General features: G+C 55.6%; 25 protein-coding genes. 18 read left to right on the top strand and 7 right to left on the bottom strand.

Annotated elements, in window-relative coordinates:
* The first annotated feature begins 2 nt into the window (after positions 1–2).
* The 3 genes from QT230_RS12155 (at position 3) to QT230_RS12165 (ending at position 2,919) form a co-directional block, all read left to right on the top strand.
* Positions 3–1,007, top strand: coding sequence for a branched-chain amino acid ABC transporter permease (locus tag QT230_RS12155; protein ID WP_308322080.1), 1,005 nt, complete (start codon positions 3–5; stop codon positions 1,005–1,007).
* Positions 1,007–2,332, top strand: a complete 1,326-nt coding sequence (locus tag QT230_RS12160; protein ID WP_308322081.1) for a branched-chain amino acid ABC transporter permease — start codon at positions 1,007–1,009, stop codon at positions 2,330–2,332. Before QT230_RS12155 ends, QT230_RS12160 begins: the two co-directional genes overlap by 1 nt.
* A gap of 194 nt (positions 2,333–2,526) precedes the next feature.
* Positions 2,527–2,919, top strand: a complete 393-nt coding sequence (locus QT230_RS12165) for a Rid family detoxifying hydrolase (RefSeq protein WP_308322082.1) — start codon at positions 2,527–2,529, stop codon at positions 2,917–2,919.
* On the opposite strand, the gene QT230_RS12170 is transcribed toward QT230_RS12165, so the two are convergent.
* Positions 2,916–3,509, bottom strand: coding sequence for a histidine phosphatase family protein (locus QT230_RS12170; protein WP_308322083.1), 594 nt, complete (start codon positions 3,507–3,509; stop codon positions 2,916–2,918). The two genes, QT230_RS12165 and QT230_RS12170, sit on opposite strands and share 4 nt — an antisense overlap.
* A 172-nt stretch (positions 3,510–3,681) precedes the next feature.
* On the opposite strand from QT230_RS12170, the gene phnD reads away from it, so the two are divergent.
* From phnD to QT230_RS12195, 5 genes are all read left to right on the top strand, one after another.
* On the top strand, positions 3,682–4,674 hold the full coding sequence (gene phnD, locus QT230_RS12175) for a phosphate/phosphite/phosphonate ABC transporter substrate-binding protein (protein ID WP_308322084.1): 993 nt from the start codon (positions 3,682–3,684) through the stop codon (positions 4,672–4,674).
* 74 nt (positions 4,675–4,748) lie between these two features.
* Entirely contained in the window at positions 4,749–5,546 is a 798-nt protein-coding gene (phnC, locus tag QT230_RS12180) for a phosphonate ABC transporter ATP-binding protein (protein ID WP_308322085.1), read from the top strand.
* Positions 5,533–6,345, top strand: a complete 813-nt coding sequence (phnE, locus tag QT230_RS12185) for a phosphonate ABC transporter, permease protein PhnE (protein WP_308322086.1) — start codon at positions 5,533–5,535, stop codon at positions 6,343–6,345. Before phnC ends, phnE (QT230_RS12185) begins: the two co-directional genes overlap by 14 nt.
* The gene (gene phnE / locus QT230_RS12190; RefSeq protein WP_308322087.1) at positions 6,339–7,148 is read left to right on the top strand and encodes a phosphonate ABC transporter, permease protein PhnE; all 810 of its coding nucleotides are present in this window, start codon (positions 6,339–6,341) and stop codon (positions 7,146–7,148) included. Before phnE (QT230_RS12185) ends, phnE (QT230_RS12190) begins: the two co-directional genes overlap by 7 nt.
* Before the next feature lie 105 nt (positions 7,149–7,253).
* Entirely contained in the window at positions 7,254–7,682 is a 429-nt protein-coding gene (locus QT230_RS12195; protein WP_308322088.1) for a host attachment protein, read from the top strand.
* A gap of 144 nt (positions 7,683–7,826) precedes the next feature.
* Here the strand turns inward: QT230_RS12195 and QT230_RS12200 are convergent, their stop codons facing one another.
* On the bottom strand, positions 7,827–8,753 hold the full coding sequence (locus tag QT230_RS12200) for a LysR family transcriptional regulator (RefSeq protein WP_308322089.1): 927 nt from the start codon (positions 8,751–8,753) through the stop codon (positions 7,827–7,829).
* 180 nt (positions 8,754–8,933) lie between these two features.
* Between QT230_RS12200 and QT230_RS12205 the strand changes: the two genes are divergently transcribed.
* Positions 8,934–9,710, top strand: a complete 777-nt coding sequence (locus QT230_RS12205; RefSeq protein ID WP_308322090.1) for a ferredoxin--NADP reductase — start codon at positions 8,934–8,936, stop codon at positions 9,708–9,710.
* Between the two features lie 177 nt (positions 9,711–9,887).
* On the opposite strand, the gene glnK is transcribed toward QT230_RS12205, so the two are convergent.
* The 3 genes from glnK to QT230_RS12220 all read right to left on the bottom strand — a co-directional run bounded on the left by glnK (position 9,888) and on the right by QT230_RS12220 (position 12,040).
* Positions 9,888–10,226 (bottom strand): P-II family nitrogen regulator, encoded by a 339-nt coding sequence (gene glnK / locus QT230_RS12210; protein ID WP_308322091.1) that lies wholly within the window; start codon positions 10,224–10,226, stop codon positions 9,888–9,890.
* Positions 10,227–10,408: 182 nt separating this feature from the next.
* Complete coding sequence (locus QT230_RS12215; RefSeq protein ID WP_308322092.1) at positions 10,409–11,656, bottom strand: ammonium transporter; 1,248 nt, start codon at positions 11,654–11,656, stop codon at positions 10,409–10,411.
* Between the two features lie 45 nt (positions 11,657–11,701).
* A complete protein-coding gene (locus QT230_RS12220; RefSeq protein WP_007112359.1) occupies positions 11,702–12,040 on the bottom strand; it encodes a P-II family nitrogen regulator in 339 nt (112 codons plus the stop codon).
* Between the two features lie 347 nt (positions 12,041–12,387).
* Here QT230_RS12220 and QT230_RS12225 point away from each other — a divergent pair, with 347 nt between their 5' ends.
* The 8 genes from QT230_RS12225 (at position 12,388) to QT230_RS12260 (ending at position 21,697) form a co-directional block, all read left to right on the top strand.
* Positions 12,388–12,741 (top strand): accessory factor UbiK family protein, encoded by a 354-nt coding sequence (locus tag QT230_RS12225; protein ID WP_308322096.1) that lies wholly within the window; start codon positions 12,388–12,390, stop codon positions 12,739–12,741.
* Between the two features lie 157 nt (positions 12,742–12,898).
* Positions 12,899–15,049, top strand: coding sequence for a TonB-dependent receptor (locus tag QT230_RS12230; protein ID WP_308322097.1), 2,151 nt, complete (start codon positions 12,899–12,901; stop codon positions 15,047–15,049).
* A 61-nt stretch (positions 15,050–15,110) separates the two neighbouring features.
* A complete protein-coding gene (locus QT230_RS12235) occupies positions 15,111–16,094 on the top strand; it encodes an AraC family transcriptional regulator (protein WP_308322099.1) in 984 nt (327 codons plus the stop codon).
* A gap of 158 nt (positions 16,095–16,252) precedes the next feature.
* Complete coding sequence (locus QT230_RS12240) at positions 16,253–18,373, top strand: TonB-dependent siderophore receptor (RefSeq protein WP_308322101.1); 2,121 nt, start codon at positions 16,253–16,255, stop codon at positions 18,371–18,373.
* Between the two features lie 186 nt (positions 18,374–18,559).
* Positions 18,560–19,447 carry an ABC transporter substrate-binding protein gene (locus tag QT230_RS12245; protein WP_308322103.1) on the top strand — a complete coding sequence of 296 codons (888 nt, stop codon included), beginning with the start codon at positions 18,560–18,562 and terminating at the stop codon, positions 19,445–19,447.
* A gap of 122 nt (positions 19,448–19,569) precedes the next feature.
* Positions 19,570–21,078 carry a YifB family Mg chelatase-like AAA ATPase gene (locus tag QT230_RS12250; protein WP_308322105.1) on the top strand — a complete coding sequence of 503 codons (1,509 nt, stop codon included), beginning with the start codon at positions 19,570–19,572 and terminating at the stop codon, positions 21,076–21,078.
* 59 nt (positions 21,079–21,137) lie between these two features.
* On the top strand, positions 21,138–21,422 hold the full coding sequence (locus QT230_RS12255) for a type II toxin-antitoxin system RelE/ParE family toxin (RefSeq protein ID WP_308322107.1): 285 nt from the start codon (positions 21,138–21,140) through the stop codon (positions 21,420–21,422).
* A gap of 14 nt (positions 21,423–21,436) precedes the next feature.
* Positions 21,437–21,697, top strand: a complete 261-nt coding sequence (locus QT230_RS12260) for a HigA family addiction module antitoxin (RefSeq protein ID WP_041157294.1) — start codon at positions 21,437–21,439, stop codon at positions 21,695–21,697.
* Between the two features lie 85 nt (positions 21,698–21,782).
* Here the strand turns inward: QT230_RS12260 and QT230_RS12265 are convergent, their stop codons facing one another.
* Positions 21,783–22,364: an NADPH-dependent FMN reductase gene (locus tag QT230_RS12265; protein WP_308322108.1), complete on the bottom strand. Its 582-nt coding sequence runs from the start codon at positions 22,362–22,364 to the stop codon at positions 21,783–21,785.
* Between the two features lie 216 nt (positions 22,365–22,580).
* On the opposite strand from QT230_RS12265, the gene QT230_RS12270 reads away from it, so the two are divergent.
* Positions 22,581–23,891 carry an esterase-like activity of phytase family protein gene (locus QT230_RS12270; RefSeq protein ID WP_308322110.1) on the top strand — a complete coding sequence of 437 codons (1,311 nt, stop codon included), beginning with the start codon at positions 22,581–22,583 and terminating at the stop codon, positions 23,889–23,891.
* A 78-nt stretch (positions 23,892–23,969) separates the two neighbouring features.
* Here QT230_RS12270 and QT230_RS12275 read toward each other — a convergent pair whose 3' ends face one another.
* A complete protein-coding gene (locus QT230_RS12275; protein WP_308322112.1) occupies positions 23,970–24,962 on the bottom strand; it encodes an alpha/beta hydrolase in 993 nt (330 codons plus the stop codon).
* Positions 24,963–25,088: the final 126 nt, after the last annotated feature.

A 25,088-nucleotide genomic window follows, 5' to 3' on the forward strand; every position in this document is an offset into this window, starting at 1 on the left:
ACGTGAACGAACTGGTTTTTTTCATCAATAATGTGGTGATTTCGGGCAGCGTGAGTGGCTCCATTTATGCCATCGGGGCAATCGGGGTGACGCTGATTTTCAGCATAATGCGCTTTGCCCACTTCGCCCACGCTGACATGATGACCTTCGGTGCCTTTATGGTGCTGCTGCTGACCACGCTGTTCCCAGCAGCGGGCGCCAGCATTGGCGTGCCAACGGCGGTGTTAATGCTGCCGCTGGCGATGCTGCTCACCGCCGCCTTGGCGGTGGGTATCGACAAAACCTTCTATAAGCCGCTACGCGCTCATGGGGTAAAACCCATCGTGTTGGTGATTGGTTCGCTGGGTGTCACCTTGATCCTGCAGGGGCTGATCCGGCTGTTTTCCGGCACCGGCGGGCAGAGCCTCTACGTGGATGACCGCAAAGAGATTTTTCGCCTGGCGCTGCCCCTTGAGGGCGTACGGGCACCTATCGTGGTGACCGAACCGCAGATCTACCTGTTTGTGATTACCCTCGTCGCCGTGGTGGCGCTGCACCTTTTCCTTAACCGTTCACGGTTAGGCAAGGCGATGCGCGCCATGTCGGATAATCCTGAGCTTGCCCAGGCTTCGGGGATCAATACCAATACCATTGTGGCGGTCACCTGGATAATTGCCGGGGCGTTGGCCGCCATTGCTGGCACACTGCTCTCCCTGGATGTCACTTTCAAGCCCGACTTAAGCTTCTTCCTGCTACTGCCTATCTTCGCTGCCGCCATTGTCGGCGGCGTTGGCCACCCTTACGGGGCCATTGTCGGTGGTTTTGTGGTTGGCTTTGCCGAGACACTGGCGGTGTTTAACTGGAACGTGCTACTGCGCCCCTTCCGCGACAGCCTGCCTACCTGGTTAGAGCTACCCTCAAATCTGGCCTTTGTGGGCACCGAGTACAAAATTGTGGTGCCGTTTTTCATTCTGGTGGCCATTCTGGTGTGGCGCCCCACCGGACTATTCAAGGGCAAGGTGATCTAATGAGTAACTCAGAAAATACCCGCAACCCTGCCTACACGCCCCAAGATGCCACCCAACAACGCCGCTTTCCACTGCGCGAACTGATCCTGTTCGGGGTACTGCTGGTCGCGGTGTTAGCGGTCTATGCCATCATGGGCGCCGCCTACAGCACGCGCATGCTGGTAGAAGCAGCTTGTTACGCCATTCTGGCGCTGGGATTAACCATTCAGTGGGGCTACGCCGGGCAGTTTAACGCCGGTGTGATGGGCTTTGTTGCTCTGGGCGGCTTCTGCGCCATGTTTTTCAGCGTGCCGGTTAATGATGCCTTTTGGGGCACTGCGCTACCCGGCGAATTTGGCCGCGTGCTGCTATACGGTGCCGCCGCCATCCTGCTGATCGTGGGCGCCAGCAAGCTGGATCGCCTGGGCGTGCCCAAGCCCCTGCGGACGTTTATCGCGGTGGTGCTGGGCGTCGTGCTTTACCTGGTGGTGATTAGCCAGTTACGAGAGGTCACTGATGCGATTGAAAGCCAGGCGGGCTTTGTCGGTGGGCTAGGCTTACCGCCCTGGACGGGCTGGATTGTCGGGGGCGCGTTGGCGGGGGGCGTGGGCTACTTTATCGGTCATATCTGCCTCGGTTTACGCAGCGACTACCTAGCCATTGCCACCCTGGGCATTGCCGAAATCATCAAAGCGTTCTTGAAAAATTCTGACTGGCTTACCCGCGGCACCGCCACGGTTTCCCCATTACCCTGGCCAACACCGGGGCCTGCCGAACTGGGATTCACCCTCTCCCGCGCCATCTACCTCTCGTTTACCGCGGTGATCATTGCGATGATCTTCTTTCTGCTCAACCGTGCCTACAACGCCCCCTGGGGACGGATGATACGGGCGATTCGCGATAACGAAGTCTCCGCTGCCGCAATGGGTAAAGATATCAACAAACGGCGCCTGGAGATCTTCGTGCTCGGCTGCATTTTGATGGGCTTGGGCGGCGGCATCCTGGGTACTTTCAACAGCCTCTTCGATCCTCAAGGCTACTTGCCCCTCAACCATACCTTTCTGGTGCTGGTGATGGTCATTCTGGGCGGGCCGGGCAACAACCTGGGCACCATTTTCGGCGCCGTGGCGGTGTATATCATCTGGATTATGTCTGAGCCGCTGGCGCTGTTTTTGATGCAATTAGCCGTGGCGTTTGGCGAAGGCGTTTTCGGTTGGGACGTCCCGGGCAATATGGATAGCCGCGCCCTGCAGGCCCGTGTGCTGGTCATCGGCCTGCTGATCACCATGGTGCTGCGCTTTGCCCCTAAAGGCCTGCTGCCCGAGAAGATCAAAAGCCACAGCTGATGCGCGAAAAGCGTTGACCTATAAAAAATGCCCGGCTGGGAATAGTCGGGCATTGTCATGTTTAGAGCCACTATCGGCTAATGTCTGCTGTACGCGCTAGCTAGTCTATTCCTAGTATCACGTGGAATGTCCTTGGGTTGGCTAAAGAACGCTCGATAGGACAGTTATTAAAACAGTTAAAGAAGGATAACAGCATGATTGAAAAACTGTTTATTGACCGCGCACCCCAGCCTATTGCGCCCTTTTCCCACGCCTGCCGCGTTGGTGACCTGGTGTTTATCACCGGGCAAATGCCAACAGTGCCCGAGACCAATGAAATGCTACTGGGCACCTTCACCGAGCAGACCCACCGGGTGATGCAGAACCTGGCGATTGTATTGGAAGAAGTCGGCAGTGCCTTTGAGTACGTAGTGCAGTCGCGGGTATTTATTACCAATATGGGCCACTTCGACGAAGTGAATAAGGTCTACGCCAGCTACTTCCCTCAGCCACTGCCTACCCGCACCTGCATTGGCGTGACTGGCCTAGCGGGCGGTGCCGATGTGGAAGTCGATATGATTGCCTGGATACCGCCTAGCAAGGACTAAGCGCCCACCTGGGTAATACTGGCCGGCAGTAACGCCGACTGTTCGCGGTGTTGGGTGAGCGGCTTGTTAGCCAGCGCTGTCAGCAGGATTTGCAGTGGATCACCATGACTAACCAGCACAATCGTTTCACCGCTGGCCTTTCGCTCCCACTCTTCGATCACCGCCCGCATGCGGTTTGCCACCGCGCTTACTGCTTCGACCTGATGCTGAGTGTGTTCGGCATCTTCAGCGTCTAACGCCCAGATGATTGGATAGCGATCATCACCCTGCCCCTCCAGCTCGCCAAAGTAGCGCTCGCGCAGGCGCGTATCCACCCTCGGCAACAAATTAAATCTGGCAGACACGTGAGCAGCGGTCTGAGTAGTTCGCAAAAAATCCGAATGCACCACGTGGATGGGTGCTGGCCACTGCCAGTCAGCAACGAGTCGAGCAAGTTGTTGCTCCCCCACTTCCGAAAGGCCGAAGTTTTCCACCCCCCGCTCCGGTGAACTAACGATCACTCCTTGCTGATTGGCCTGACTATGGCCGTGGCGCATTAGTAGATAGCGATTGCGCCAATGGTCTGAGAGTGCCTGTAAAGTATTTGACATATGTTCGTCATAAACCCTAGATTGAAGTGTCTGCTTTCGAAAATAACCATTCTTCGCGCGGAATGTCCACTTCCGAAACATTGCCCCTTTCCAGCAATGGCAAAGCGCGATAAAGAGAACAAAGCTTTATTCATAGCAACACCACAAAAATAACGCACACATGAGGCTCAACATGACAACTTCGCTCTTTCGCAAGCGCCCGCTTGCAATGCTTACTGCTGCATCCCTGTTACCGTTCGCTCTGCTATCGACACACGCCTACGCAGAATGTGAGCGCGGCGACCTGGCAGATATCTACTGTGACGAAGATGGCGACATGGTCGCTGACCGCCCCGCGGATGAATCCGAGTGGGACAACCCCGATACGCTTATCTTTGCTTATACCCCGGTTGAAGATCCGGCGATCTATTCAGATATCTGGCAACCCTTTATCGATCACTTGTCCGCAGTAACCGAGCGCGATGTTCGCTTCTTTGCGGTGCAGTCCAACGCGGCCCAAGTCGAAGCTATGCGCAGCGGGCGGCTGCATATCGCCGGGTTCTCCACTGGCCCCACGCCTTTCGCAGTGAACCTCGCCGGGGCGGTGCCGTTTGCCTTGATGGGTTCGGACGACGGTCAGTTTGGCTATACTCTGCAGCTGTTCACCCACGTCGATTCTAATATTCACGAGGTCGAAGATCTCAAAGACAAACGCGTTGCCCACACTTCCCCTACCTCTAACTCGGGCAACTTAGCACCTCGCGCACTGCTACCAGAACTGGGCATCACCCCCGACGAAGATTACGAAGTGGTCTACTCAGGTAGCCATGACCAATCCATGCTCGGCGTCGTGGCTCAAGACTATGACGCCGCTCCGGTAGCTTCTGAAGTCGTTGAGCGGATGGCTGCACGCGGTCTTTACGATGAAGAAGACGTGCGCCTGATCTACGAATCCGACCGCTTCCCCACCACCTCTTACAACTACGCGCACAACCTGCATCCCGACTTAGTCGAGAAAATCGAAGAAGCCTTCTTCAGCTTCGATTTTGTTGGCACTGAGCTAGGTGAAGAGTTTGCAGGCGTCGAGAAATTCATTCCTATCAATTACAAAGACAACTGGCAGGTGATTCGTACCATCCAGGCGGCCAATAACGTGAGCTATACGCCCGAAAACCTGGAAGAGTAAAACCTGAGCTCAAGTAATAAGTGCAGCACCGCTACCGGCGGTGCGGCTATTTTCTCGACGATGGAAGCGAACACATGCTGGAAATTACCAATCTGGTCAAACGCTATGGCCACGATGAAGCCGTGCTAAAAGGGCTTGATCTCAGGGTAGAGGGAAACAGCGTTGTGTCTATCGTAGGCGCTTCAGGCGCCGGCAAAAGCACCATGCTGAGGTGTATTAACCGCTTGGTCGAGCCAACGTCCGGCTCTATCAAACTCAATGGCAATGAGCTGGTCAACCTGAAAGGCGCAGAGTTACGCCGCGCGCGGCGCAAAATCGGCATGGTATTCCAAGGCTTTAATCTGCTGGATCGCTTAACGGTGATGGAAAACGTACTGGCTGGACGTTTAGGCTATGTGAATCTCTATCAGGCGATTTCGCGTCGCTACCCTCAGGCCGATATAGAGCGTGCGTTCGTGCTGATGGAGCGTGTCGGCATTGCTCATTACGCCAACAAGCGTGCCGATGAGCTCTCCGGTGGCGAGCGCCAGCGAGTAGGCGTGGTGCGCGCCTTGATGCAGGAGCCGGAAGTGCTGCTCGCCGATGAGCCCACCGCCTCGCTTGACCCGCGAACGTCTGAGCAGATCATGATTCTGCTGCAAAGCCTGGCCAGCGAGCTTTCACTGCCGGTGCTGATTAATATCCACAACGTCGCTCAGGCCAAAACCTATACCGAGCGCATTGTGGGCCTACGCCACGGCAAGATGATCTTTGATGGTGTGCCTGCCGACTTTAATAAAGACGCGTTAGACGCTATTTACGGCGGCATTGATGCACCGGACGATGCCATTACCGATACGCCTGCGGAGGAGCGCTCCCATGACTCCGCCTGACGCCCTTTCCTCTGTGCCAAGAACCTGGAAAAAACCACCGTTTATCGCCAACCCCCTGGTGCGCTACGGGTTAATCGTGATTGCCGTGGTTTATCTCGTCTGGGCCTTTGGTTCATTGCCGTTCAACTGGGCACGTATCTCTGAAGGCTTGCCCCGCGCAGCGCGCATTTTTGGCGGCGGCTTCCCGCCTAACCTTGAGCGCTATGAGCTACTGCTAACCGGGTTTAAAGAGAGCTTTCAAATCGCCATTTTGGCAACGCTACTGGGCGTCTTTCTGTCGATTCCGTTTGCCGTGATGGCTGCGCGTAATATTGCGCCGATGCCGATTTATATTATTGGCCGAGCGGTAATTATTATATCGCGTAGCTTCCACCCGGTGATCGTGGCGATTCTGTTTGTGGCTGCCGTGGGGTTTGGCCCGCTAGCCGGCATTCTTACCCTGACGCTTTACTCGATCGGCTTCGTCGGCAAACTGCTTGCCGAAGAGATTGAAGAGATCAACTGGGGGCAAGTAGAAGCCATGAAAGCCGCAGGCGCAGGTTATGTGGCTATTCTCTACTACGCAGTGTTTCCGCAGATCCTGCCGCGCCAAGTGGGGCTTTCCATGTACCAACTGGACAGCAACCTGCGCGCTTCCGCAGTGGTCGGGATTGTCGGCGCGGGCGGCATTGGCGGCACGCTGATGAACGCCTTTGGCCGCTACGACTACGATTTCGCCTTTGCGATTCTGCTTATTATCATCGCGGTCATTTTGCTCAGCGAAGGTGTCAGCGGCTGGGTAAGGAAAAAAATATGGTAGATCACGCACAGCAGCTTGCCGATCGGGTCTGGCAACGCTACGACCGCAAACAGCGGCTCATCCGCTACGCCGTGCTCTTCGCCACCCTAATGGTGGTGTTTTGGGCGGTGCGCGATATTGATATCTTCTGGCCCTGGGTGTGGGATGCACCCAATCAAATCTCAGGGCTTGGGGGCCGCATGTGGCCGCCTAGTGCGGCAGGGCTCAACGGCATTATCGCCGCCCTGATTGAGACCGTGCATATCGCCACTCTGGCCACCTTCCTGACGATTTTCTTGGCGCTACCGGTCGCCTACATTGCCGCTCAGAACACCACACCAAACCGTGCGTGCTTGTGGTTGGGACGCTTTATTCTGGTCTCTAGCCGTTCGGTGAACACGATTATCTGGGCGCTGCTTTTCGTGGCGATTTTTGGCCCAGGGGTTCTCGCTGGCATTCTCGCTATCGTATTTCGCTCTATCGGCTTTATCGGCAAGTTGATGGGTGAGGCCATTGAGGAGATTGACCGCAACCCAGTAGAAGCCATGGAAGCCACCGGTGCCTCCAAGGCCAAGGTGGTCGCCTACGCCATTGTGCCCCAAGTGATGCCGGCCTTTTTTGCCATCGTGATCCTCCGCTGGGACATCAATATCCGCGAGTCGACGGTGCTTGGCTTAGTCGGTGCGGGCGGTATTGGGGTCATCTTGCAAGGCGCGATTGACACCTTCGCGTGGCCGACCGTGGCGACCATTTTGATTGCCATTATCGTGCTGGTGCTGATTGGCGAAGCCATTACCAGCCTGCTGCGCAGCAAGGTGCTGTAAGCCCAGTTGTTTAGACCCGGTTGCTTAAGCCAGGTAAGCGTTTGACCTAATGCCAAACGCTTGCCATGGTTAGATGACCATCAACGACATGGAGTATGCACAGCGATGACAACTTATATCGTGGTCGCCGACGCCGCTCGCGCGCGTATTTTTACCCGTGATGCTCTAACGCTAGCGGAGCAGGAAAGCTTGGTTCACGCGGAAGGACGTCTCCATGAAGGTGACTTGGTCACCGACGGCCGAGGCGATGTGCACGAGTCGATGTCCAGCACAGCACGCTCGGCAGGCGAAGAAGGAACGGCCACTAAACACGAAAATGAGCTGTTCGCGAAAGAGGTCGCTCAACGTCTATATAGCGCCCGAGTCGGTAACAGCATGGAAAAGCTCATCATGGTCGCACCGCCCAAGTTTTTGGGCCTGCTACGCGATAAACTCGACGGCCCCACACAAAAGTTAGTCATTCACTCCCTTTCAAAAGACCTCAGTAAAGCTTCGCTGGCAGATATTCAGACTGCCGTAAGCGATTTACGTTAACGACAGGCAGTTTGTTACCGAATCCAGAAATTTTCTTGAGCAACAGTTCTTGAGCAACAGTTCTTGAGCAACAGTTCTTGAACAGCAGTTCTTGAACAACAGTTCTTGAACAACAGTTCTTGAACAACAGCACTTGAAAAACAGTTAAGGAATCGGTGGCAGCGGAATATCGTCGCTGCGTTTGGCGCCGGCAGTCATCTCACGGCATAGGCGTAGGAATTCGCGCACGCCGGTGGTGAGATATTTATGCCGGTGCCAGATAAACGTGAATTGACGCTTTAGATCCAACTCAGGTGTGGGCAGCGGTACCAAGCTGCCGCGCCGGAAGGCATCGCGTAGCGCCAAGCGCGAGACGCAGCCAATCCCCAGGCCTGACTCCACGGCGCGCTTAATGCCTTCGGTATGCTCTAGCTCCAGCAGGGTATTAAATCGGCTGCGACGGTGGCGGGCGGCGTGCTCCAGGGTCATGCGCGTACCGGATCCCTCTTCGCGCATTATCCAGTCCTCGCGCAGCAACTGTTCAAGCTCCAGATGTTCACGGCCTGCCAGTGGGTGGCGCGGCGAGCAAAACACGCACAGCTCATCTTCGACCCAAGGCTGGCTGATGATCATGTCGTCATCGCACTGCCCTTCGATCAGCCCTAAATCCAGCGAGTGCTGACGCACGCCTTCAATAATATGCCGCGTATTGCGCACCGCTAAACGCACCCGGCTGCCGGGGTGACGCTGCATAAAGTCACTGATAAGCAGCGTGGCCAGGTAGTTACCAATGGTCAGCGTGGCCCCCACATCCAGCGACCCAACCCCCTTCTGCCCCCGTAGAAGCTCTTCGATCTCTTCACCCCGATCAAGCAGCGCTACCGCTTTGGGCAACAGCTGAAAGCCCAGCGCGTTGAGTTTCAAGCGTTTGCCGATCCGATCCAGCAGTTGGCAGTCGAACTGCCGCTCTAGCTCCGCAAGCGCCGTGCTGGTCGCCGATTGCGACATTGCCAGCGCCCGCGCCGCATGGGAGACGCTCTCATGCTGGGCAACCGCCACAAAGACTTCCAACTGCCGCAGAGTGTAATGCATAGAGTCTGACCTTTATTTGATCTATATCTATTTTTAAGATAACCGTTATCAATATAATTCGCTTAACAGATATACCACCCTTTGCTTAGACTTGCTGGCAACATATTTAATCATTTTTATTCTTTTTAAGAATATGATCGATGCGGACTAGCGCCAGCATCGACTAATGGAGAAAACGGTATGAGTAAGTTTGCTCTGGAAGAAGTGCTCAGCGTTCACCACTGGAACGATACCCTATTCAGCTTCCGCACCACCCGCGAGCGTAGTCTGCGCTTCAAAACCGGTCAGTTTGTGATGATTGGTTTGGAAGTCAATGGCAAACCGTTGATGCGTGCTTACTCAATCGCTAGCCCTAATTACGAAGATCACCTTGAGTTCTTCAGCATTAAGGTGCCAGACGGCCCGCTCACCTCGCGCCTTCAGCATTTAAAAGTGGGCGATCAGATTATGGTCAGCCGCAAGCCGACAGGCACGCTGGTAACCGACGACCTGCTGCCGGGCCGCAACCTGTACATGCTCTCAACCGGTACTGGCTTAGCCCCCTTTATGAGCCTGATCCAGGATCCTGACGTTTACGAGCGCTACGAGAAAATCGTGCTGGTACACGGCGTGCGCGAAGTCTCCGAGTTGGCCTACGCCGACTTTATCACCAAAGAGCTGCCGGCCCATGAGTACCTGGGTGACGATATCGCTGAAAAGCTGGTCTACTACCCCACCGTTACCCGGGAAGAGTTCCACACCATGGGACGCCTGACCGACCATATTCGTACGGGCAAATTGTTTGAAGACACCGGCCTGCCGCCTATCGACCCGCGTCAGGATCGCGCCATGATCTGTGGCAGCCCTGCTATGCTGGACGACACCAGCGCCTTGCTGGATGAGCTGGGCCTGAACATTTCGCCGCGTATGGGTGAACCTGGCGACTATGTCATTGAGCGTGCGTTTGTTGAGAAGTGAGGCATAAATAGTGAATCGTAATGAGTGAGTGGTGAATAGAAAAAACTTTAGCCGCTAGAATGTTCGTATCACTCATACAAAGCCCCTGCTGGAGATACTCCACAGGGGCTTTGTGCTGCTGACTACCTACAATTCAACAACTTACTGTTTTTTTCTTACCATTCACCATTCACAAACCTAAACGGCATCTTTGCCCGTTTCGCCGGTACGGATACGAATCACTTGCTCCAGCGGCATGACAAAGATTTTCCCATCGCCGATTTTACCCGTATTAGCGACCTGGGTGATGGCATCAATCACCTGCTCAGTCATGTCGTCGTCTACGGCAACTTCCAGCTTGACCTTGGGTAAGAAGTCCACGACATACTCAGCGCCGCGATATAGCTCGGTATGCCCTTTCTGGCGGCCAAAGCCCTTCACTTCTGTTACCGTAATGCCCTGCACGCCGATATCAGAAAGCGACTCGCGCACGTCGTCCAGCTTAAACGGCTTGATAATAGCTGTGATCAATTTCATTGCGATATCCTCTAGCTTGGTGGCCATTGAATGACGGGTATCCCTGGCAACCCGATGGGCACCAGTAACCTGCTAGTAACAAGCATACACCGCTACCGTCAGAGAATAAAAAAGCCTCCCCCTAAGGGAAGGCTACAAGGAGCACACCAGCTCACTAATTCAGCATCAAATTACGTTCTACATTACTTTTTGATACCGAATTCGGGATAGGCCTCAAGGCCGCACTCAGCAATATCAACGCCTTCATACTCTTCTTCTTCGCTAACGCGGATACCCATGATGGCTTTCAAGATCAGCCATACCACCAGGCTGGCCAGGAAGACCCAAGCGAAGATGCCTACGATACCGATGATTTGAGCGCCGAATGACGCGCCGTCGTTGTTCAATGGCACCGCCAACACACCCCAGATACCCACCACACCGTGTACCGAGATCGCACCCACTGGATCATCCAGCTTCGCTTTATCGAGAGTCACGATGGCAGCGACTACGATAATGCCGCCAATCGCGCCAATAATGGTAGCGCCCAGAGCAGACGGAGAGAGTGGATCAGCGGTAATAGCTACCAGACCGGCCAGCGCGCCGTTTAGCGCCATAGTCAGGTCCGCTTTACGGAACCACAGTTTGGCCAGAATCAGTGCTGTAATAACACCACCGGCCGCCGCCGCGTTTGTGTTCACAAATACTTGCGCTACGTTGTTGGCTGAGTCAATTGCCGCAAGTTTTAATTCAGAGCCACCGTTAAAGCCGAACCAGCCCATCCATAGAATGAACGTACCCAACGTCGCCAGCGGCATGTTGGCACCCGGAATCGCATGGATAGAGCCATCTTTACCGTATTTGCCTTTACGTGGACCCAGCACGATTACACCGGCTAGCGCTGCAGCCGCACCGGCCATATGAACGATGCCTGACCCCGCGTAATCAGAGTAACCAACTTCAGACAACCAGCCGCCGCCCCAGGTCCAGTAGCCAGACACCGGATAGATAACCGCGGTCATGACCACAGCGAAAGCCAGGAAGGCCCACAGCTTCATACGCTCGGCGACAGCACCCGATACAATCGACATGGCGGTCGCAACGAACACAACTTGGAAGAAGAAGTCAGAGCGCATGGAGTAGTAGGGCGCGTCATCACCGCCAGCAGTCACCGCATCCACACTGTTTTCAGCGCCAATCAGGAAGCCAAGATTGGGCAGGAAGCCGCCCGCGCTGCTGGAGTACATGATGTAGTAGCCCACCAATAGATACATGGTGCAGGCAATCGCAAACAGCGCGACGTTTTTGGTGAGGATTTCAGCGGTGTTCTTGGAGCGTACTAAGCCCGCTTCTAGCATGGAGAAGCCAGCGGCCATCCACATGACGAGCACACCACATATTAGAAAGTAGAACGTATCGAGCGCGTAGCTCAGATCAGTCAACTCATTCATTGTAAGTTCCCCGTTGAACTATAGAAATGATCCGAAAAAACAGCTTTAAACGGCGTCTGCACCGCGTTCGCCTGTCCGAATCCGAATAACGTCTTCAAGCGGTGTCACAAACACCTTGCCGTCACCGATCTTGCCGCTATTAGCCGCACTGCAAATAGCATCTAGCACGCTCTCTAGGCGAGCATCGTCCACGGCCACTTCAACCTTCACCTTGGGCAGAAAATCAACGACGTACTCTGCGCCGCGATACAGTTCGGTATGGCCTTTCTGGCGGCCAAAACCTTTTACTTCGGTGACCGTAATGCCCTGAACGCCGTTATCGGCTAGCGCTTCACGAACGTCGTCGAGCTTAAATGGCTTGATGATAGCGGTGATGAGTTTCATCCCGGATCTCCCCTGCTGGATAAGTCCTGCTAGATTGGTAGCGGCACAGCCGCCAGAATAAGCACCTGAACCGATAATGCGCATACTGTGCCAGCTTGGTTTTTTTACTTATAAGTCAATCTATTAAACAACACCTAGATGACGCATCCATGCTCCGTCAGGATAAATTCACTCTCGAAGGGAGGCTATTGCACCAAAATAGATCGTAAGTAAAAGTTGCCTGCTTTATTTTGATGCAAGGCATGTCTTTCTGCGTAAAAGCACGCTAAACATGCGTATTTGCCCACTGTTGCGTATCCTTACCAGTAACCATTTTATTTATACGTTTATTCGTTCAGGAGAGAGCAATGGCGCCTCAAGACCGTATTAGCCGACTGGCCCAACAGATTGGCGACCGTTTACAAAACGCCTCCCAGGCACCGGAAGATATTCAAAAGGGCGTGCAGCAAGTCGTCCGTGGCGCCTTTGACCGCCTGGAACTTGTGTCGCGGGAAGACTTCGACATTTTAATGGACGTACTGCAGCGCACTCGTTCTCGGGTAGAGGCGTTAGAGCGCCAGGTCGCCAACCTTGAAGCCGCCGTTGAAGCGTCAACGGCCTCCACTGCCACACCGGTGGAAGCAGAAGTACCGCCGGTGCCTACCCCCGAACCGGACACAGATACAGATACAGATACAGAGCAAAAGAATAAGCCTGCTTAACGCTTTGGCTACATAAGCAGCAATAGAGCAATGGCCTATTGCTGCAATTATCAGCAAACATTGACCTTCGCATAAACACGAATCACTATCGTTGACTTTGTGTTTCCTGGTGATACTCTCCGCCTCCTAACTCCTCACTGTTCGCGGATTGTTCACCATGTACGCGCTGCCCTTTTCAACATCGCCTTTTCCCAAGTCGCCTTCAACTGCTGCGCTTATTGGCACCGGTCTGTTACTAGGCTTCTCCAACAGCATCTTCGCCCAAAACGCCTCCTCTGGGGCGGACGCAGGCGACACCATGGTGGTCGTGGGGTCCCGTACGCCTACTCAGATCAGCCAAATCCCTGGTGCAGTATGGGTAATTGACCAGCAAATGCTGCAACAACAGACCCGCAATGGTGCAGACCTCAAGACGGCATTGGGGCGTCTGGTGCCGGGGCTGGATCTGGCGCCGCAAGGACGCACCAATTATGGGCAAAATATGCGCGGCCGTGGCGTGCAGGTGCTTATCGACGGCGTATCGCTAAACAGTTCCCGCGGGCTTTCACGTCAATTCGACGCCATTGATCCGTTTAATATCGAGCGTGTTGAAGTCCTCTCCGGCGCCAGCAGCCTGTATGGTGGCGGCGCTACCGGGGGCTTGATCAACATCATTACCCGCAAGGGTGAGGAAGGCCTCAACTGGCGCACAGAAGCAGGTATCACCACCGGCTTCAACAACAGTGACGATATGGATCGGCGCTTGTCGCAATCGATTAGCGGCGGTAACGAGCGGGTTCAAGGCTACCTGGGCACCGCCATTGGAGATAACGGCCGCCACTATGACGGCAGCGGCCAAGAAATCTTCCCGGATATCGCCCAAACCGACCTGCAGGACAATCGCAGCATTGATGTACTGGGTAACCTCTCCTTCCAATTGAGCGATGAACAGAGCCTGGAGCTGGGTGCTCAGCTATATCGTTCCGGCTACGAAGGTGATCGCGGCGTTTACTTTCCCAACCTCGACGCGGCGACACCCAACTTGAATGATGCCGAGATTCGCGACGGTTACCGCTCAGAGCGCGATCCGGAAACCGACCGCAAGCTGATTAACGTCAACTATCACCACGCGAACCTGTGGGGGCAGAACTTCTACCTGCAGGCGTTTCACCGCGAGGAGGAGTCCAGCTTCCAGGCCTTCCCCTACCCTGTCGCCGACGGCCTGCAATTTCGCGCCTCGCAACAAAATACTGATTTAAGTGGCATCAAGGCGCTCTTCGAGTCGCGCCTGGGTGACGACGTTTCGCTGACCTACGGCCTCGATATGGATCGAGAAACCTTCGATGCCAGTCAGATGCTGTTCGATAAAGATATATCGGACGCCTCCGGCGGTCTGGTTCAGCAAGCCTCGGGGGTTGAGCCCCGCTACCCCGGTTATCAAGTGGATGGGCTGTCCGGCTTTGTTCAGGGCGACTGGCAGGCCACTCAAGCGCTCAAGCTTTCCGCCGGTGTGCGCCAGCAGCATATGGACGTCGAAGTGGATGAGTTCCAGGGGATCCCTGGCGGCGAAAATGACTACGAAGCGACCCTGTTCAATGCCAGCGCCCTCTATGATTACCGCAACGGTCATCAAAACTGGCTGCAGTTCAGCCAGGGCTTCGAGCTGCCGGATCCCGCCAAGTACTACGGCAAGAGCCCCGACGTGAGTGTCGCTAATAACCCCCTGTCTGCCATTGAGACGGATCAGGTCGAGCTAGGCTGGCGCTACCAGGGGAGCAACTGGACGGCCCAAACGGCGCTTTACTACGCTTGGTCAGATAAGGCAGTGGAAAACGCCGAAGATTTAAGCGTCAGCGTAGTGGACGAAAAGAAACGCGACTTCGGCCTGGAAACCGCCGTGACTCGCTACTTCGACAGTGGCGTAGAGCTCGGGGGCACGCTCCACCTGGTACGCTCTGAGCAGGAGAACGACCAGGGCGACTGGGAGAAGCGTGACGCCCGCTATGCATCGCTCTCTTCCGCCACCGCCTTTATCGGCTGGACCGACTATGTACGCTCAGCACGCCTGCAAGCCAATCATAACTTCGACCTGAAGGACGCTGCCGACCGCGAGATCGAAGGCAATACCACCCTCGACTTATCGCTTAGCCAGGACACCGACTTAGGCACCGTCAGCCTGGGCGTGCAGAACCTGCTGGATGACCAGTACTCCACCGTTTGGGGTCAGCGCGCCGCGATGTTCTATTCGCCCTACTACGGCCCAGAGTACCTCTATGACTACCAGGGCCGTGGGCGCACTTACACTCTGAGCTGGTCGATGGCTTACTGAGCGCTGGTTCGCTAAACGCTGATAACCGATCAAGGGCGAGATAATGGTCATGGAAGTGGAAATGGCGGCACTAGACTCGATAACGCCATCTGGCACGCCACTCACCACCCATGACCTGCTGGCGCTTGGTCAGCGCTTCGGGATCGACTACCGCTTTCCCGAAGCGCCCGAGCGCGCCCAGTCAGGATCGTGCGTAGCCCGCGGGCGGGTAATGGATGTCGAGATAACGCCCACACTGCGGGTGACGCACTCGGACCTTGACGTCCTGCACGCCTACGCCTCCACCTCCCGGCGTTCCGCTGCGTGGTTTCTCAGTGTCGTCCTTGAGGGGCGTATCCAAGTGGGGCTCGGTCATCAGTCGTTTCAGTTGCAGGCCGGTGATGCCTTTAGTGCGCATTTCAACGAGCAGACCGGGCTTGAAGTCTTCCAGCCCGCGCCACAACGTTTGCGTATCCTGAACATATCAGTGCTCGCTTCCAGTGGGCCGTTCTCTTCCTTGCCTATCAACGTTGCCCCTCCGGCAACGCCCGTGCTGCATACCTGGCAAGTACCGCAGCTCCTTCACCATAGCCTGGAAACGGCCCTGACCTCGAATTGGCCAGCAGAACGGCAGCGCCTGCTATGGCAGGGTCTAGCGCTCCAGCTGTTAGCGTATGGGCTGCCTGCCACTTGCCTTGAAACCAGCGATGCAGGGAAAGCCGTCAGTTTTCCAGCGGGTCTTACCCATAGCGACCATCAGCGCCTTGAACGTTTGCGCCAGCAGCTCGAGCAGTATCCCCATCAGGATTATCGGCTGGAGCAGTTGGCCAGCAACGCCGCCATGAGCCCCAGTAGCCTGCGCAGCAAGTTTCTGCGCTGTTATGGCTGCTCGATCTTCGACTATCTACGCCGCTGCCGCCTGGCCCAAGCTCAGGCGTACTTACGCAAAGGCTATAGCGTGCAGCAAACCGCTCACGCCTGTGGCTACCGCCATGCCACCAATTTTGCCACTGCTTTCAAGCGCGCCTTTGGCATCGCGCCCCATGAAGTGCTCAACCGCCACTAAGCTGGCTGGGTTGTTGTATTAGCGGTAAGTTCCTCTGTTCGATGTTTTTTGGCAGCGCGCATACGCCTTTTGTCATTGCACATACCTTTCACAAGCAAATAAGCGCAATAATTCTCATTAACACATTGGTTAATTGATTCTTATTGCAGGTACTCCCCATGTTCATCCCCCATCACCGCTTACTTCGCTCTGCGCACTTTTTACGCTCACCCATCAGTGCTGCCGTTATCGCCGCCCTGGCCGTTTCCCCGCTGTACGCTCAGGAGAGCACCGAGCTGAAAACGGTCACGGTCACCGCCCAGCAGGCCGCCACCAAGGTAGAAACCCCGACCATCGAAATCCCCCAGAGCGTTTCCACCATTACCCGGGAGCAGATGGATAACCGCGGTGTAAGCACCGTACAGCGCGCCACCGACTACACGCCGGGCGTGTACAGCAATCAGGTCGGCGCCTCCAATCGTTTCGATTATCTGGTGCTACGCGGGTTTTCTGACGGCAGCTTGAGCAATACCTTCCTGGATGGCCTAAAAGTCATGGGCGATGCCAACTCCCACAGCAGTATGCGCATCGATCCGTGGTTTTTGGAAAGCATAGAAGTCGTCCGCGGGCCCGCCTCGGTACTTTATGGGCGCGCTTCCCCAGGCGGGGTGGTCGCTCTGAACAGTAAGCGGCCAGAATTTGAACAGAGCGGTGAGCTGCGCTTCCGGGTGGGCAATAACCATCAGCGCAGCGCCGCTTTTGACCTCACCGGGCCGATTGGCGCAGAGCAGCGGGTGGCCTTTCGGCTGACCGGGATTGCCAGTGCCGCGGATACCCAGTTCGGCCCGGCGGAGGAAGAACGCTACGCCATTGCGCCGCGCCTCACCTGGGATATGACCGACGACACCAGCCTCACCGTGGAGGCGTATCTGCAGGATGAACCGGAGGGCGGCTACCACTCCGGTGTCCCCTATGAAGGGGCCGTAGTTGCCCACAATGGCCGCAAGATCAGCAATAACTTTTATGATGGTGAAGAGGATTACGACACCTACGAGCGCACCCAGCGTATGTTCGGCTACACCCTGGAGCACCGCTTTAACGACCAGGTGACCGGCCGCCAGTTGATGCGCTACCTCAATTCAGACGTCGTGCTCAATCAAGTCTACGGCTATGGCTGGACATCCCCTACGTCTGATGAACTCACCCGCTACTACTCCGGTAGCAATGAATCGCTGGAAGCCTGGACGCTCGACAACCAGCTTGAAGCCAACATTAGCAGCGGCTTTATGGATCACACCTTGCTCGCTGGGGTTGATTATCAACAGCGGGAAAACGACGTGTCATGGCCTTCTGGGTACTTCCAACCCCTCAATGCCTTTAATCCCATCTATGGCAGTGGTCCCATTGAATTTTACGCTCCTATCCGCGAACGCCATGAGATCGACCAGACCGGTGTCTACCTGCAAGACCAGATAGCCATGGACAACTGGCGCTTCACTTTGGGCGGCCGCTACGACTGGGTGAATATCGACAACACCAACCGCGATAGCGGCGATACCAGCTCACTTAGCGATACCCAGTTCAGCGGTCGCGCCGGGGTGGTTTACCTATTTGATAATGGCGTGGCGCCCTACCTGAGCTACTCCACTGCCTTCACCCCCACTAGTTTCGTGGATGAGAGCGGCGATCTGCTCTCCCCAATGGAAGGCAAACAGTGGGAAGCGGGCTTGAAGGTTCAGCCCCACGGCAGCGCCAGCCATTACAGCGCGGCACTGTTCCATATCAGCCAGGAGAACGTGGCGACCAAAGAGCAGCCCAACGACCCATACCGCGCTGTGGGGGAGATCGAATCCCAAGGGCTGGAACTGGAAGCGCAAACCCAGCTAACGGATACCCTCTCACTTCAGGCGGGCTACAGTTTCACCGATATCACCTACGCCAAAAGCGACGATGGCAACCAGGGCAATAACGCCATTTATTCACCCCGCCACCAGGTGCAGCTATGGGGCCACTACAAGGCCAACGACGGCTGGCTAAACGGCGTGGATATGGGGGTCGGCGTCCGCCACTACGCGGATATCGCCGCTGACCGGGCCAATACCGAAACCGTGCCCGACTACACCCTGGTCGATGCCACTATTGGCTACGATCTGAGCCATGTCGGCGTTGAAGGGGTCGAAACACGCTTAAACGTGAGCAATCTGCTCGATAAGGAGTATGTCGCTTCCTGTAACTCGCTTGAATACTGCTACTTCGGCGCCGAGCGCGGCGTGACCGCCAGCGTTCACTACCGTTTCTAAGCGCCGATTCCAAGAACCCGTTCCAAGCTTTTACATAGCTCCTTATCTAAGCATCGTTAAGTAATCGTGATCTCATCTGCCCAGGCCAGCGTGTCTGGGCATTTTTTACGTCAATGCCAGTTTGCAAACAATAAATATTATCGTTTAAATGTATCATCTATTTTTTCCGGATGGCCTCTCACCACCATGCGCCACACCTTCCTACTGTCTTTGCTCGCACGCTGCGGTCTGTTCGCCGCTTGCCTACTGAGCGTTTCCAGCGCCCAGGCCCAATGGGCCACGGTGGACTGGACGATCGCCGAAACCTTGCTGGCCATTGACGCCCCAGTTAGCAGCGTCGCCCAGCAGAGTGACTACCACGATTGGGTAGGCGAGCCGCGCATTCCTGATAACGTTAGCGATATGGGGCTACGCTCTCAACCCAACCTGGAACTGCTAGCCCAGGAGCCGCCAGAGCAAACGCTGATTTCGCCCATGTTTGTTGGTTTAACGCCGCGCCTGGAGAAAATTGCGCCAGTCACTCTGTTCTCGCTCTACGCCCCTGGTACCGATACCTGGCAAGAGATGCAAAAACTGACCCGCCAGCTAGGCGAGTTAACCGAGCACCAACCCCAGGCAGAAGCGCTGATCGCAGAAACCCACGCCTTGATGGCCAACCTGCGCGAGTCCCGCCCTCTCTCACAGGCCGACATCGGGCCGCTGCTGATGGTCCAGTTTATGGATGCCCGCCACGTGCGGGTGTTTGGGGAAAACAGCTTGTACAACGCCGTGCTGGAGCAGCTCGAGTTGCCCAATGCCTGGGATCAAGCCACGAATGCCTGGGGGTTTGCGCTGGTGGGAGTTGAAGCGCTGGCACGCTACCCCGAGGCAACGCTAGTAATCATCGACCCGCTGCCCGCCGGGGTCGAAGAGCAACTGGCAAAAAGCGGCCTGTGGCAGCAGCTCCCCAGCGTTAAACAGGACAAGCTGGTGCACCTGCCGCCCGCCTGGAGCTTCGGCGCACTGCCTTCCTCTCAGCGCTTTGCCCGAGAACTAACCACGGCGTTGGAAAAAGCTCCTGCGGTTAATCTCTAGCTAGGTAGAAATCGTGACGCTACCAAAGCGTTCTTAATTACGCTAGGTTAGGCACTTAAGATAAAGTAGATTTCGCTTACATAGAGGTTAGAACTCTTACCAAACATCAGCGAGGGAATGCGATGACACTAGCCATTGTTGCCACGCGCGCAGGCGTGGGATTAGACGCACCGGCGGTGCATGTTGAGGTGCATCTGGCTAACGGCTTGCCGGGTCTAACATTGGTGGGTTTGCCGGAAACGGCGGTGAAAGAGAGCCGCGAACGGGTGCGTAGCGCGCTCGTCAATGCAGGCTTTGATTTCCCCAATACGCGACGTATTACGCTTAACCTTGCCCCTGCCGATCTGCCCAAAGAGGGCGGCCGCTTCGACCTTCCCATCGCGCTTGGTATTCTCGCCGCCTCCGGCCAAATTCCCGTGGAGGCGTTAGAAAGCATGGAGTGTGCAGGCGAGTTAGCCCTGGATGGCAAACTGCGTGCCGTGCCGGGCATACTGCCCTTTGCCCTGGCCACACGGCGAGCAAAGAAAGCGCTGATTATTCCCCGCGCCTGCGCCGATGAAGCGGCGTTGGCAGGCGATTTGCCGGTGCTGCCCGCCGACACTCTCTGGCAGGTCGTCGCCCACCTACTCGACCAAGAGAAGATCCCACCGCACAAGCTAAGCGCCTCGGTAAAAACCACCGCTCCGATAGATGATCTTGCCGATGTACGCGGTCAGCAGCAGGCTCGCCGCGCGCTGGAAGTCGCTGCCGCCGGGGGGCATAACCTGCTATTTGCAGGCCCACCCGGCACGGGTAAAACCATGCTGGCCAGTCGGCTACCCGGTATTCTGCCGCCGCTTTCCGAAGAAGATGCCCTGGAAGTCGCCGCCGTGCGCTCGGTCTGCGGGCTACCGCTGGAAGCCGACTGGGGGAAACGGCCGTTTAGGCAGCCCCATCACAGCGCCAGCGGCGCCGCCCTGGTGGGCGGTGGCTCAAAACCCAAACCCGGTGAAATTTCCCTCGCGCACCACGGCGTGCTGTTCTTAGACGAACTGCCGGAGTTTTCCCGCCATGTGCTAGAGGTACTTCGACAACCACTAGAGACGGGAGAAATCCATTTAGCCCGCGCCAGCCATGAACGCCGTTACCCAGCCCAGTTTCAACTGGTAGCCGCCATGAACCCTTGCCCCTGCGGTCACTTGGGCGACCCGCGCCAGCGCTGCCAGTGCACCGCCAGCCAAATCCAGCGTTATCAGGCGCGGCTCTCAGGGCCGCTGCTAGACCGTATCGATCTTCAGGTAGAAGTGCCCGCGCTACCGCCAGAACAGTTGACCGCGCAAACCCAGGGCGAATCATCAGAAGCCGTGCGTGAGCGGGTAATGGCTGCCCGGGAGCGGCAAATGGAACGTGGCGCGCTGAACAGCCAGTTAAGCGGCAAAGCCCTGGAAGCCGCCTGCGCGCTTAATGAAGAAGAGCGCACCTGGCTCGCGGGGGTGCTGGAAAAGCTCAAGCTCTCCGCCCGCGCCTACCACCGTGTGCTGCGGGTAGCACTAACGCTCGCCGACCTACAAGGTGAACCCAAGCCCACCCAACCGCACTTAATTGAGGCGATTGGCTACCGCCAGTTGGATCGGATGCTGAAGGGGGCCTAGCGCTGGAAAATATAACGCGATGCGTTATACTAAATACAAATGCCAGCAGGGTATTGGGCATGATAAAAAGCTTCAAAAATCGACAAACCGCTTTGATTTCGGGAGGCAACTCATCGCGCAAGCTGCCGCAAGATATGCAGCGTAATGCGCTCAAGAAATTACGTCAGCTTGATGCCGCCGCCACACTCGATGACTTACGTATTCCGCCAGGTAATCGTTTGGAAGCGTTGCGAGGCGACCGCGAAGGCCAGCACAGCATACGCATTAATGATCAATGGCGTCTGTGTTTTCGCTTCCACAATGGCGACGCTTTCGATGTCGAAATAGTCGATTACCACTCATAAAGAGAGGTGACAAAATGGCCAAACTTCCGAACATCCACCCCGGTGAAATTTTGTATGAAGATTTCATGCAACCAATGGCGCTGAGTAAAAATGCGCTGGCCAAGCAGATGGGCGTCCCAGCGACCCGCATTGGTGAAATCACCCTGGGTCGCCGAGCGATTACCGCAGATACTGACTTACGTTTAGCCAAGGTCTTCGGCACAAGCGAAGGTTACTGGTTACGCTTGCAGAATGCCTACGACCTAGAAGAGGCCCGCCGCCACCAAGTGGCGTGACCAAGTCACTATTTTGACGACTCAACCAACCGCACTTAATTGAAGCAATTGGCTACCGCCAACTGGATCGGCTGCTGAAGGGCGCCTAACGGTAGTTATTGGCCATTACATCGACAAGCCGCTGACATAGGGCATCGAGCTTCTCGCCGGTAGCAGCGTCATTTAACGCGCCTGCATCGTTAAACGCGCTGCCTGCCTTGGGTAGCGATAACGGTTGCGGCAATACAATCAGCCCAAGGTTGGCAAGCAACTGCTGGCCCAGCGGCAGTGCGCGGATACCGCCCAGTCCACCGGGTGATGCGGCCACTAGCGCTGCCCACTTACCGGCGAATAGGCCAAGTCCTGGCGTCTCTTGGTAAGGCCTGGAGAGCCAATCCAGGGTGTTTTTCAGCAACGGCGTAATAAAGCCGTTGTACTCCGGCGAGGCGATTAGCAGTGCTTGGTGATCTGCCAATAGATCGCGCAGTTTCAGTACGTTATCGGGCATGCCTTGGGTTTCGATATCCTCATCGAACAGTGGGCAGGGGTAGTCCTTTAAATCGATAAAGGTTGCTTCCCCACCAAGCGCTTCAATCCGCTTGGCGGCGAACTTGGCTAGCTGTTTGTTAAGCGAGCCTTCACGGGCGCTGCCTGCCAACACAAGCACTTTTGCTACCGATGACGCCATTACTCTTTCCTCTCATAACGTATTAGAACAACTTCACCTTTTAACATTTATGCCTGTTGAACAAGGTTTTTTGCTCATTAGTGGCCAAGCTCGGCCTAAAAACTGACTGCCATTAAAACGTCTGCGCATTGTCATTCAATTATCACCTTCGCCGGGGAGAATTAGCGAAAGCTGAATCAGCTCTAATCACTTCCCTGCTTAAATGGTGAAATAGCGATGATAAAACCAATACTAGCCACTGCTCTAACTCTCTTTGCGCTTACCGGTACGGCACACGCCCAGCAGCTCTTTCCAGCTACCTTGACCGGCCATGCCCAGTTACCCGGCGGCACTTTTGTGGCGGCCCCTGCCGGTGCCGCTGAGCACTACAACGTCTCAGGTCGTTTTATCGGCAAAGAGGGGCGCGTTGAGCAGCTCTACACCAACGTGCAAGCCACTGGCTTAGCGCTACCCTTTCCCAGTCAGCCGCTGCAGGGGTTCTCCGGCATTCGCTCGCTGGGCGATGGGCGCTTCCTGGTGTTGACCGATAACGGCTTTGGCTCCAAGGCAAACTCCTCTGACGTCATACTGATGTTTAACATCATTCAGCCCAACTGGGACACCGGCCGCGTTGCCATCGAAAAGACCGTTCAACTCTCGGATCCAAACCGCAAGGTGCCCTTCCCGATTATGAATGAAGCTACCCCTGGCCGATTCTTAACCGGTGCCGATTTCGATATTGAATCGATACAGCCGGTGGGCGATAGCTACTGGATTGGCGATGAGTTTGGCCCCTGGATTATCCAGGTCGATAGTGAGGGCGAAGTGCTGCAAGTGTTGGCCACAAACCCAGGCGGCACGCCGATGCGCACCCCCGACAATGCCTTTGCCCTCACCCCGAATCCCGGCGCCCCTCTCGCTGATGATGTGGTGGTGTTTCGCTCCGGCGGTTATGAAGGCATGGCGCTCTCCGAAGACCAAACGACTCTCTACCCCTTGCTGGAAAAACCGATCTGGGACAGCAACACCAATGCCCCAGAAACCATTGATGACGCCCCCGTGTTAAGAATGTTCGAGCTCAATGCTGAAACCGGCGAATGGGGCGATACAACACGCTACTACCCGTTGGAATCAGCAGACCATGCTATTGGCGATTTTAATCTCATCGGCGGTACCCGCGGCCTGATCATCGAGCGAGATAGCCGTCAGGGCGATCCACGAGAAGAGTGGGCAGATAATCCCGCCGAGTTCAAACGCATCTATCTCATCGACCTCGAGCGTACGAACGAGCAGGGTGTACTTGAGAAAATCGCCTATATCGACCTTATGGATATCCAGGATCCCGACGGCATTGCACCGCGTGGCACACACAATGGCACCTTTAACTTTCCCTTTGTGACCATTGAGAACGTGGATCGAGTCGATGAGCGCACTATCGTGGTCGCCAACGACAATAACTACCCTTTCTCGATTGGCCGCCAACAGGGGCAAGCCGATGATAATGAGCTGATACTGCTCGATGTGGAAGAATTTTTGAACGCCCAGTAATACGAGTGAGCGTGAACATAAGAAATGTGCCGCCACTGAAATAAATCTGTCACTGGTTTTATTCAGTGGTGCTGCTGTTCAGGAAATATTCTCGCCAATGTTATCTGCAAAACTATCCAAAAACCCATCCAAAGCTTCAAATAAGGCACGTCGGATCGGCTCAGCTTCATTGACCAAATGATGGCGTGCTTCCGGGTGTCGATGAATATCTGCATTGGGAAATTTTTCCGCCAGAATTGCTAAATTCCACTCCCAATCGACTGTCAGGTCTTGCTCGCCTTGCAGTATCAGTGCGGGCAGTGGGTTGGGCTCTTGCGCCAGCAGGCGCGGCATCCAGCGGCGCATGGCACTAACCCAGGCAACGCTTAGGCGCTCAGGCTGCAAAGGGTCTTGATCGCGCAGAAACTCGGTGAACTGCTCGTCGGTAGAGTTAGGTCGATATTTACGCGGCAACTCTTTTAAGAACGGGCTGGCAATCAGGTGCAGCCAGCTTGTTTGACTCCACTTCCACGGGCGCACCAAAGGCGCTAGCAATACCAGCCCGGACCACTCGGCGGCTTCCCGGCGGGTTAGCGCATCGGTTGCCAGAATCGCCGCCCCCGTGCTTTGGCCCACTCCCAGCCAAGGCGTAGGCGCCATACCCTGGCTCTTTAACGTCGTCTGCAAATGAGTAAGGCAGTGCTGGTAATCTTCAAAATCCTCTATCTCTGCCCGCGCCCCACTGGAAAGGCCATGGCCTGGTAAATCCCACATCACTACCCGCCAGCCTTTTGCCAGCAAACGCTTAAGTAAATGGCGATAAAGGCCCATATGGTCAAAGTAACCATGCACTACAAAAGCGGTGCCCACTGGCTGCGGCGGACTCCACACTTGGCACCACAGCGCAAAGCGTCCAGTATCGATAAATCCTGCGTGCACTTCGCTAGTATCTGATAGCAGTGCTTCTAAGCCATAGTGGTGAAAATAACCCTGCATAGCCTCTGAAAGTGTTTCACCAGGCAGTAGTCGTGTCAGGGCGGTCTCGCCCAAGGCGTGGCGAAACAAACCTTCCAGATGTTGGAAATCACGCATCGTTGTTTCTCCATAACACCATTTTCCGTTGGCTTAGTCGCGGCAGTTGAGTCGCGCTTCCAAAACGTAAGTCCTAGTCATTTGGTCGAGCATTTTAGCGCATTAGGGCTTACGTTGTTTACATGC

This window comes from Halomonas sp. SpR8, assembly GCF_031010195.1.
Lineage (GTDB): Bacteria > Pseudomonadota > Gammaproteobacteria > Pseudomonadales > Halomonadaceae > Vreelandella.

Coding starts and splice junctions, on each gene's coding strand:
- QT230_RS12160 (WP_308322081.1), top strand. CDS start 1,007: ATGAGTAACTCAGAAAATACCCGCAACCCTGCCTACACGCCCCAAGAT.
- QT230_RS12165 (WP_308322082.1), top strand. CDS start 2,527: ATGATTGAAAAACTGTTTATTGACCGCGCACCCCAGCCTATTGCGCCC.
- QT230_RS12170 (WP_308322083.1), bottom strand. CDS start 3,509: ATGTCAAATACTTTACAGGCACTCTCAGACCATTGGCGCAATCGCTAT.
- phnD (WP_308322084.1), top strand. CDS start 3,682: ATGACAACTTCGCTCTTTCGCAAGCGCCCGCTTGCAATGCTTACTGCT.
- phnC (WP_308322085.1), top strand. CDS start 4,749: ATGCTGGAAATTACCAATCTGGTCAAACGCTATGGCCACGATGAAGCC.
- phnE (WP_308322086.1), top strand. CDS start 5,533: ATGACTCCGCCTGACGCCCTTTCCTCTGTGCCAAGAACCTGGAAAAAA.
- phnE (WP_308322087.1), top strand. CDS start 6,339: ATGGTAGATCACGCACAGCAGCTTGCCGATCGGGTCTGGCAACGCTAC.
- QT230_RS12195 (WP_308322088.1), top strand. CDS start 7,254: ATGACAACTTATATCGTGGTCGCCGACGCCGCTCGCGCGCGTATTTTT.
- QT230_RS12200 (WP_308322089.1), bottom strand. CDS start 8,753: ATGCATTACACTCTGCGGCAGTTGGAAGTCTTTGTGGCGGTTGCCCAG.
- QT230_RS12205 (WP_308322090.1), top strand. CDS start 8,934: ATGAGTAAGTTTGCTCTGGAAGAAGTGCTCAGCGTTCACCACTGGAAC.
- glnK (WP_308322091.1), bottom strand. CDS start 10,226: ATGAAATTGATCACAGCTATTATCAAGCCGTTTAAGCTGGACGACGTG.
- QT230_RS12215 (WP_308322092.1), bottom strand. CDS start 11,656: ATGAATGAGTTGACTGATCTGAGCTACGCGCTCGATACGTTCTACTTT.
- QT230_RS12220 (WP_007112359.1), bottom strand. CDS start 12,040: ATGAAACTCATCACCGCTATCATCAAGCCATTTAAGCTCGACGACGTT.
- QT230_RS12225 (WP_308322096.1), top strand. CDS start 12,388: ATGGCGCCTCAAGACCGTATTAGCCGACTGGCCCAACAGATTGGCGAC.
- QT230_RS12230 (WP_308322097.1), top strand. CDS start 12,899: ATGTACGCGCTGCCCTTTTCAACATCGCCTTTTCCCAAGTCGCCTTCA.
- QT230_RS12235 (WP_308322099.1), top strand. CDS start 15,111: ATGGCGGCACTAGACTCGATAACGCCATCTGGCACGCCACTCACCACC.
- QT230_RS12240 (WP_308322101.1), top strand. CDS start 16,253: ATGTTCATCCCCCATCACCGCTTACTTCGCTCTGCGCACTTTTTACGC.
- QT230_RS12245 (WP_308322103.1), top strand. CDS start 18,560: ATGCGCCACACCTTCCTACTGTCTTTGCTCGCACGCTGCGGTCTGTTC.
- QT230_RS12250 (WP_308322105.1), top strand. CDS start 19,570: ATGACACTAGCCATTGTTGCCACGCGCGCAGGCGTGGGATTAGACGCA.
- QT230_RS12255 (WP_308322107.1), top strand. CDS start 21,138: ATGATAAAAAGCTTCAAAAATCGACAAACCGCTTTGATTTCGGGAGGC.
- QT230_RS12260 (WP_041157294.1), top strand. CDS start 21,437: ATGGCCAAACTTCCGAACATCCACCCCGGTGAAATTTTGTATGAAGAT.
- QT230_RS12265 (WP_308322108.1), bottom strand. CDS start 22,364: ATGGCGTCATCGGTAGCAAAAGTGCTTGTGTTGGCAGGCAGCGCCCGT.
- QT230_RS12270 (WP_308322110.1), top strand. CDS start 22,581: ATGATAAAACCAATACTAGCCACTGCTCTAACTCTCTTTGCGCTTACC.
- QT230_RS12275 (WP_308322112.1), bottom strand. CDS start 24,962: ATGCGTGATTTCCAACATCTGGAAGGTTTGTTTCGCCACGCCTTGGGC.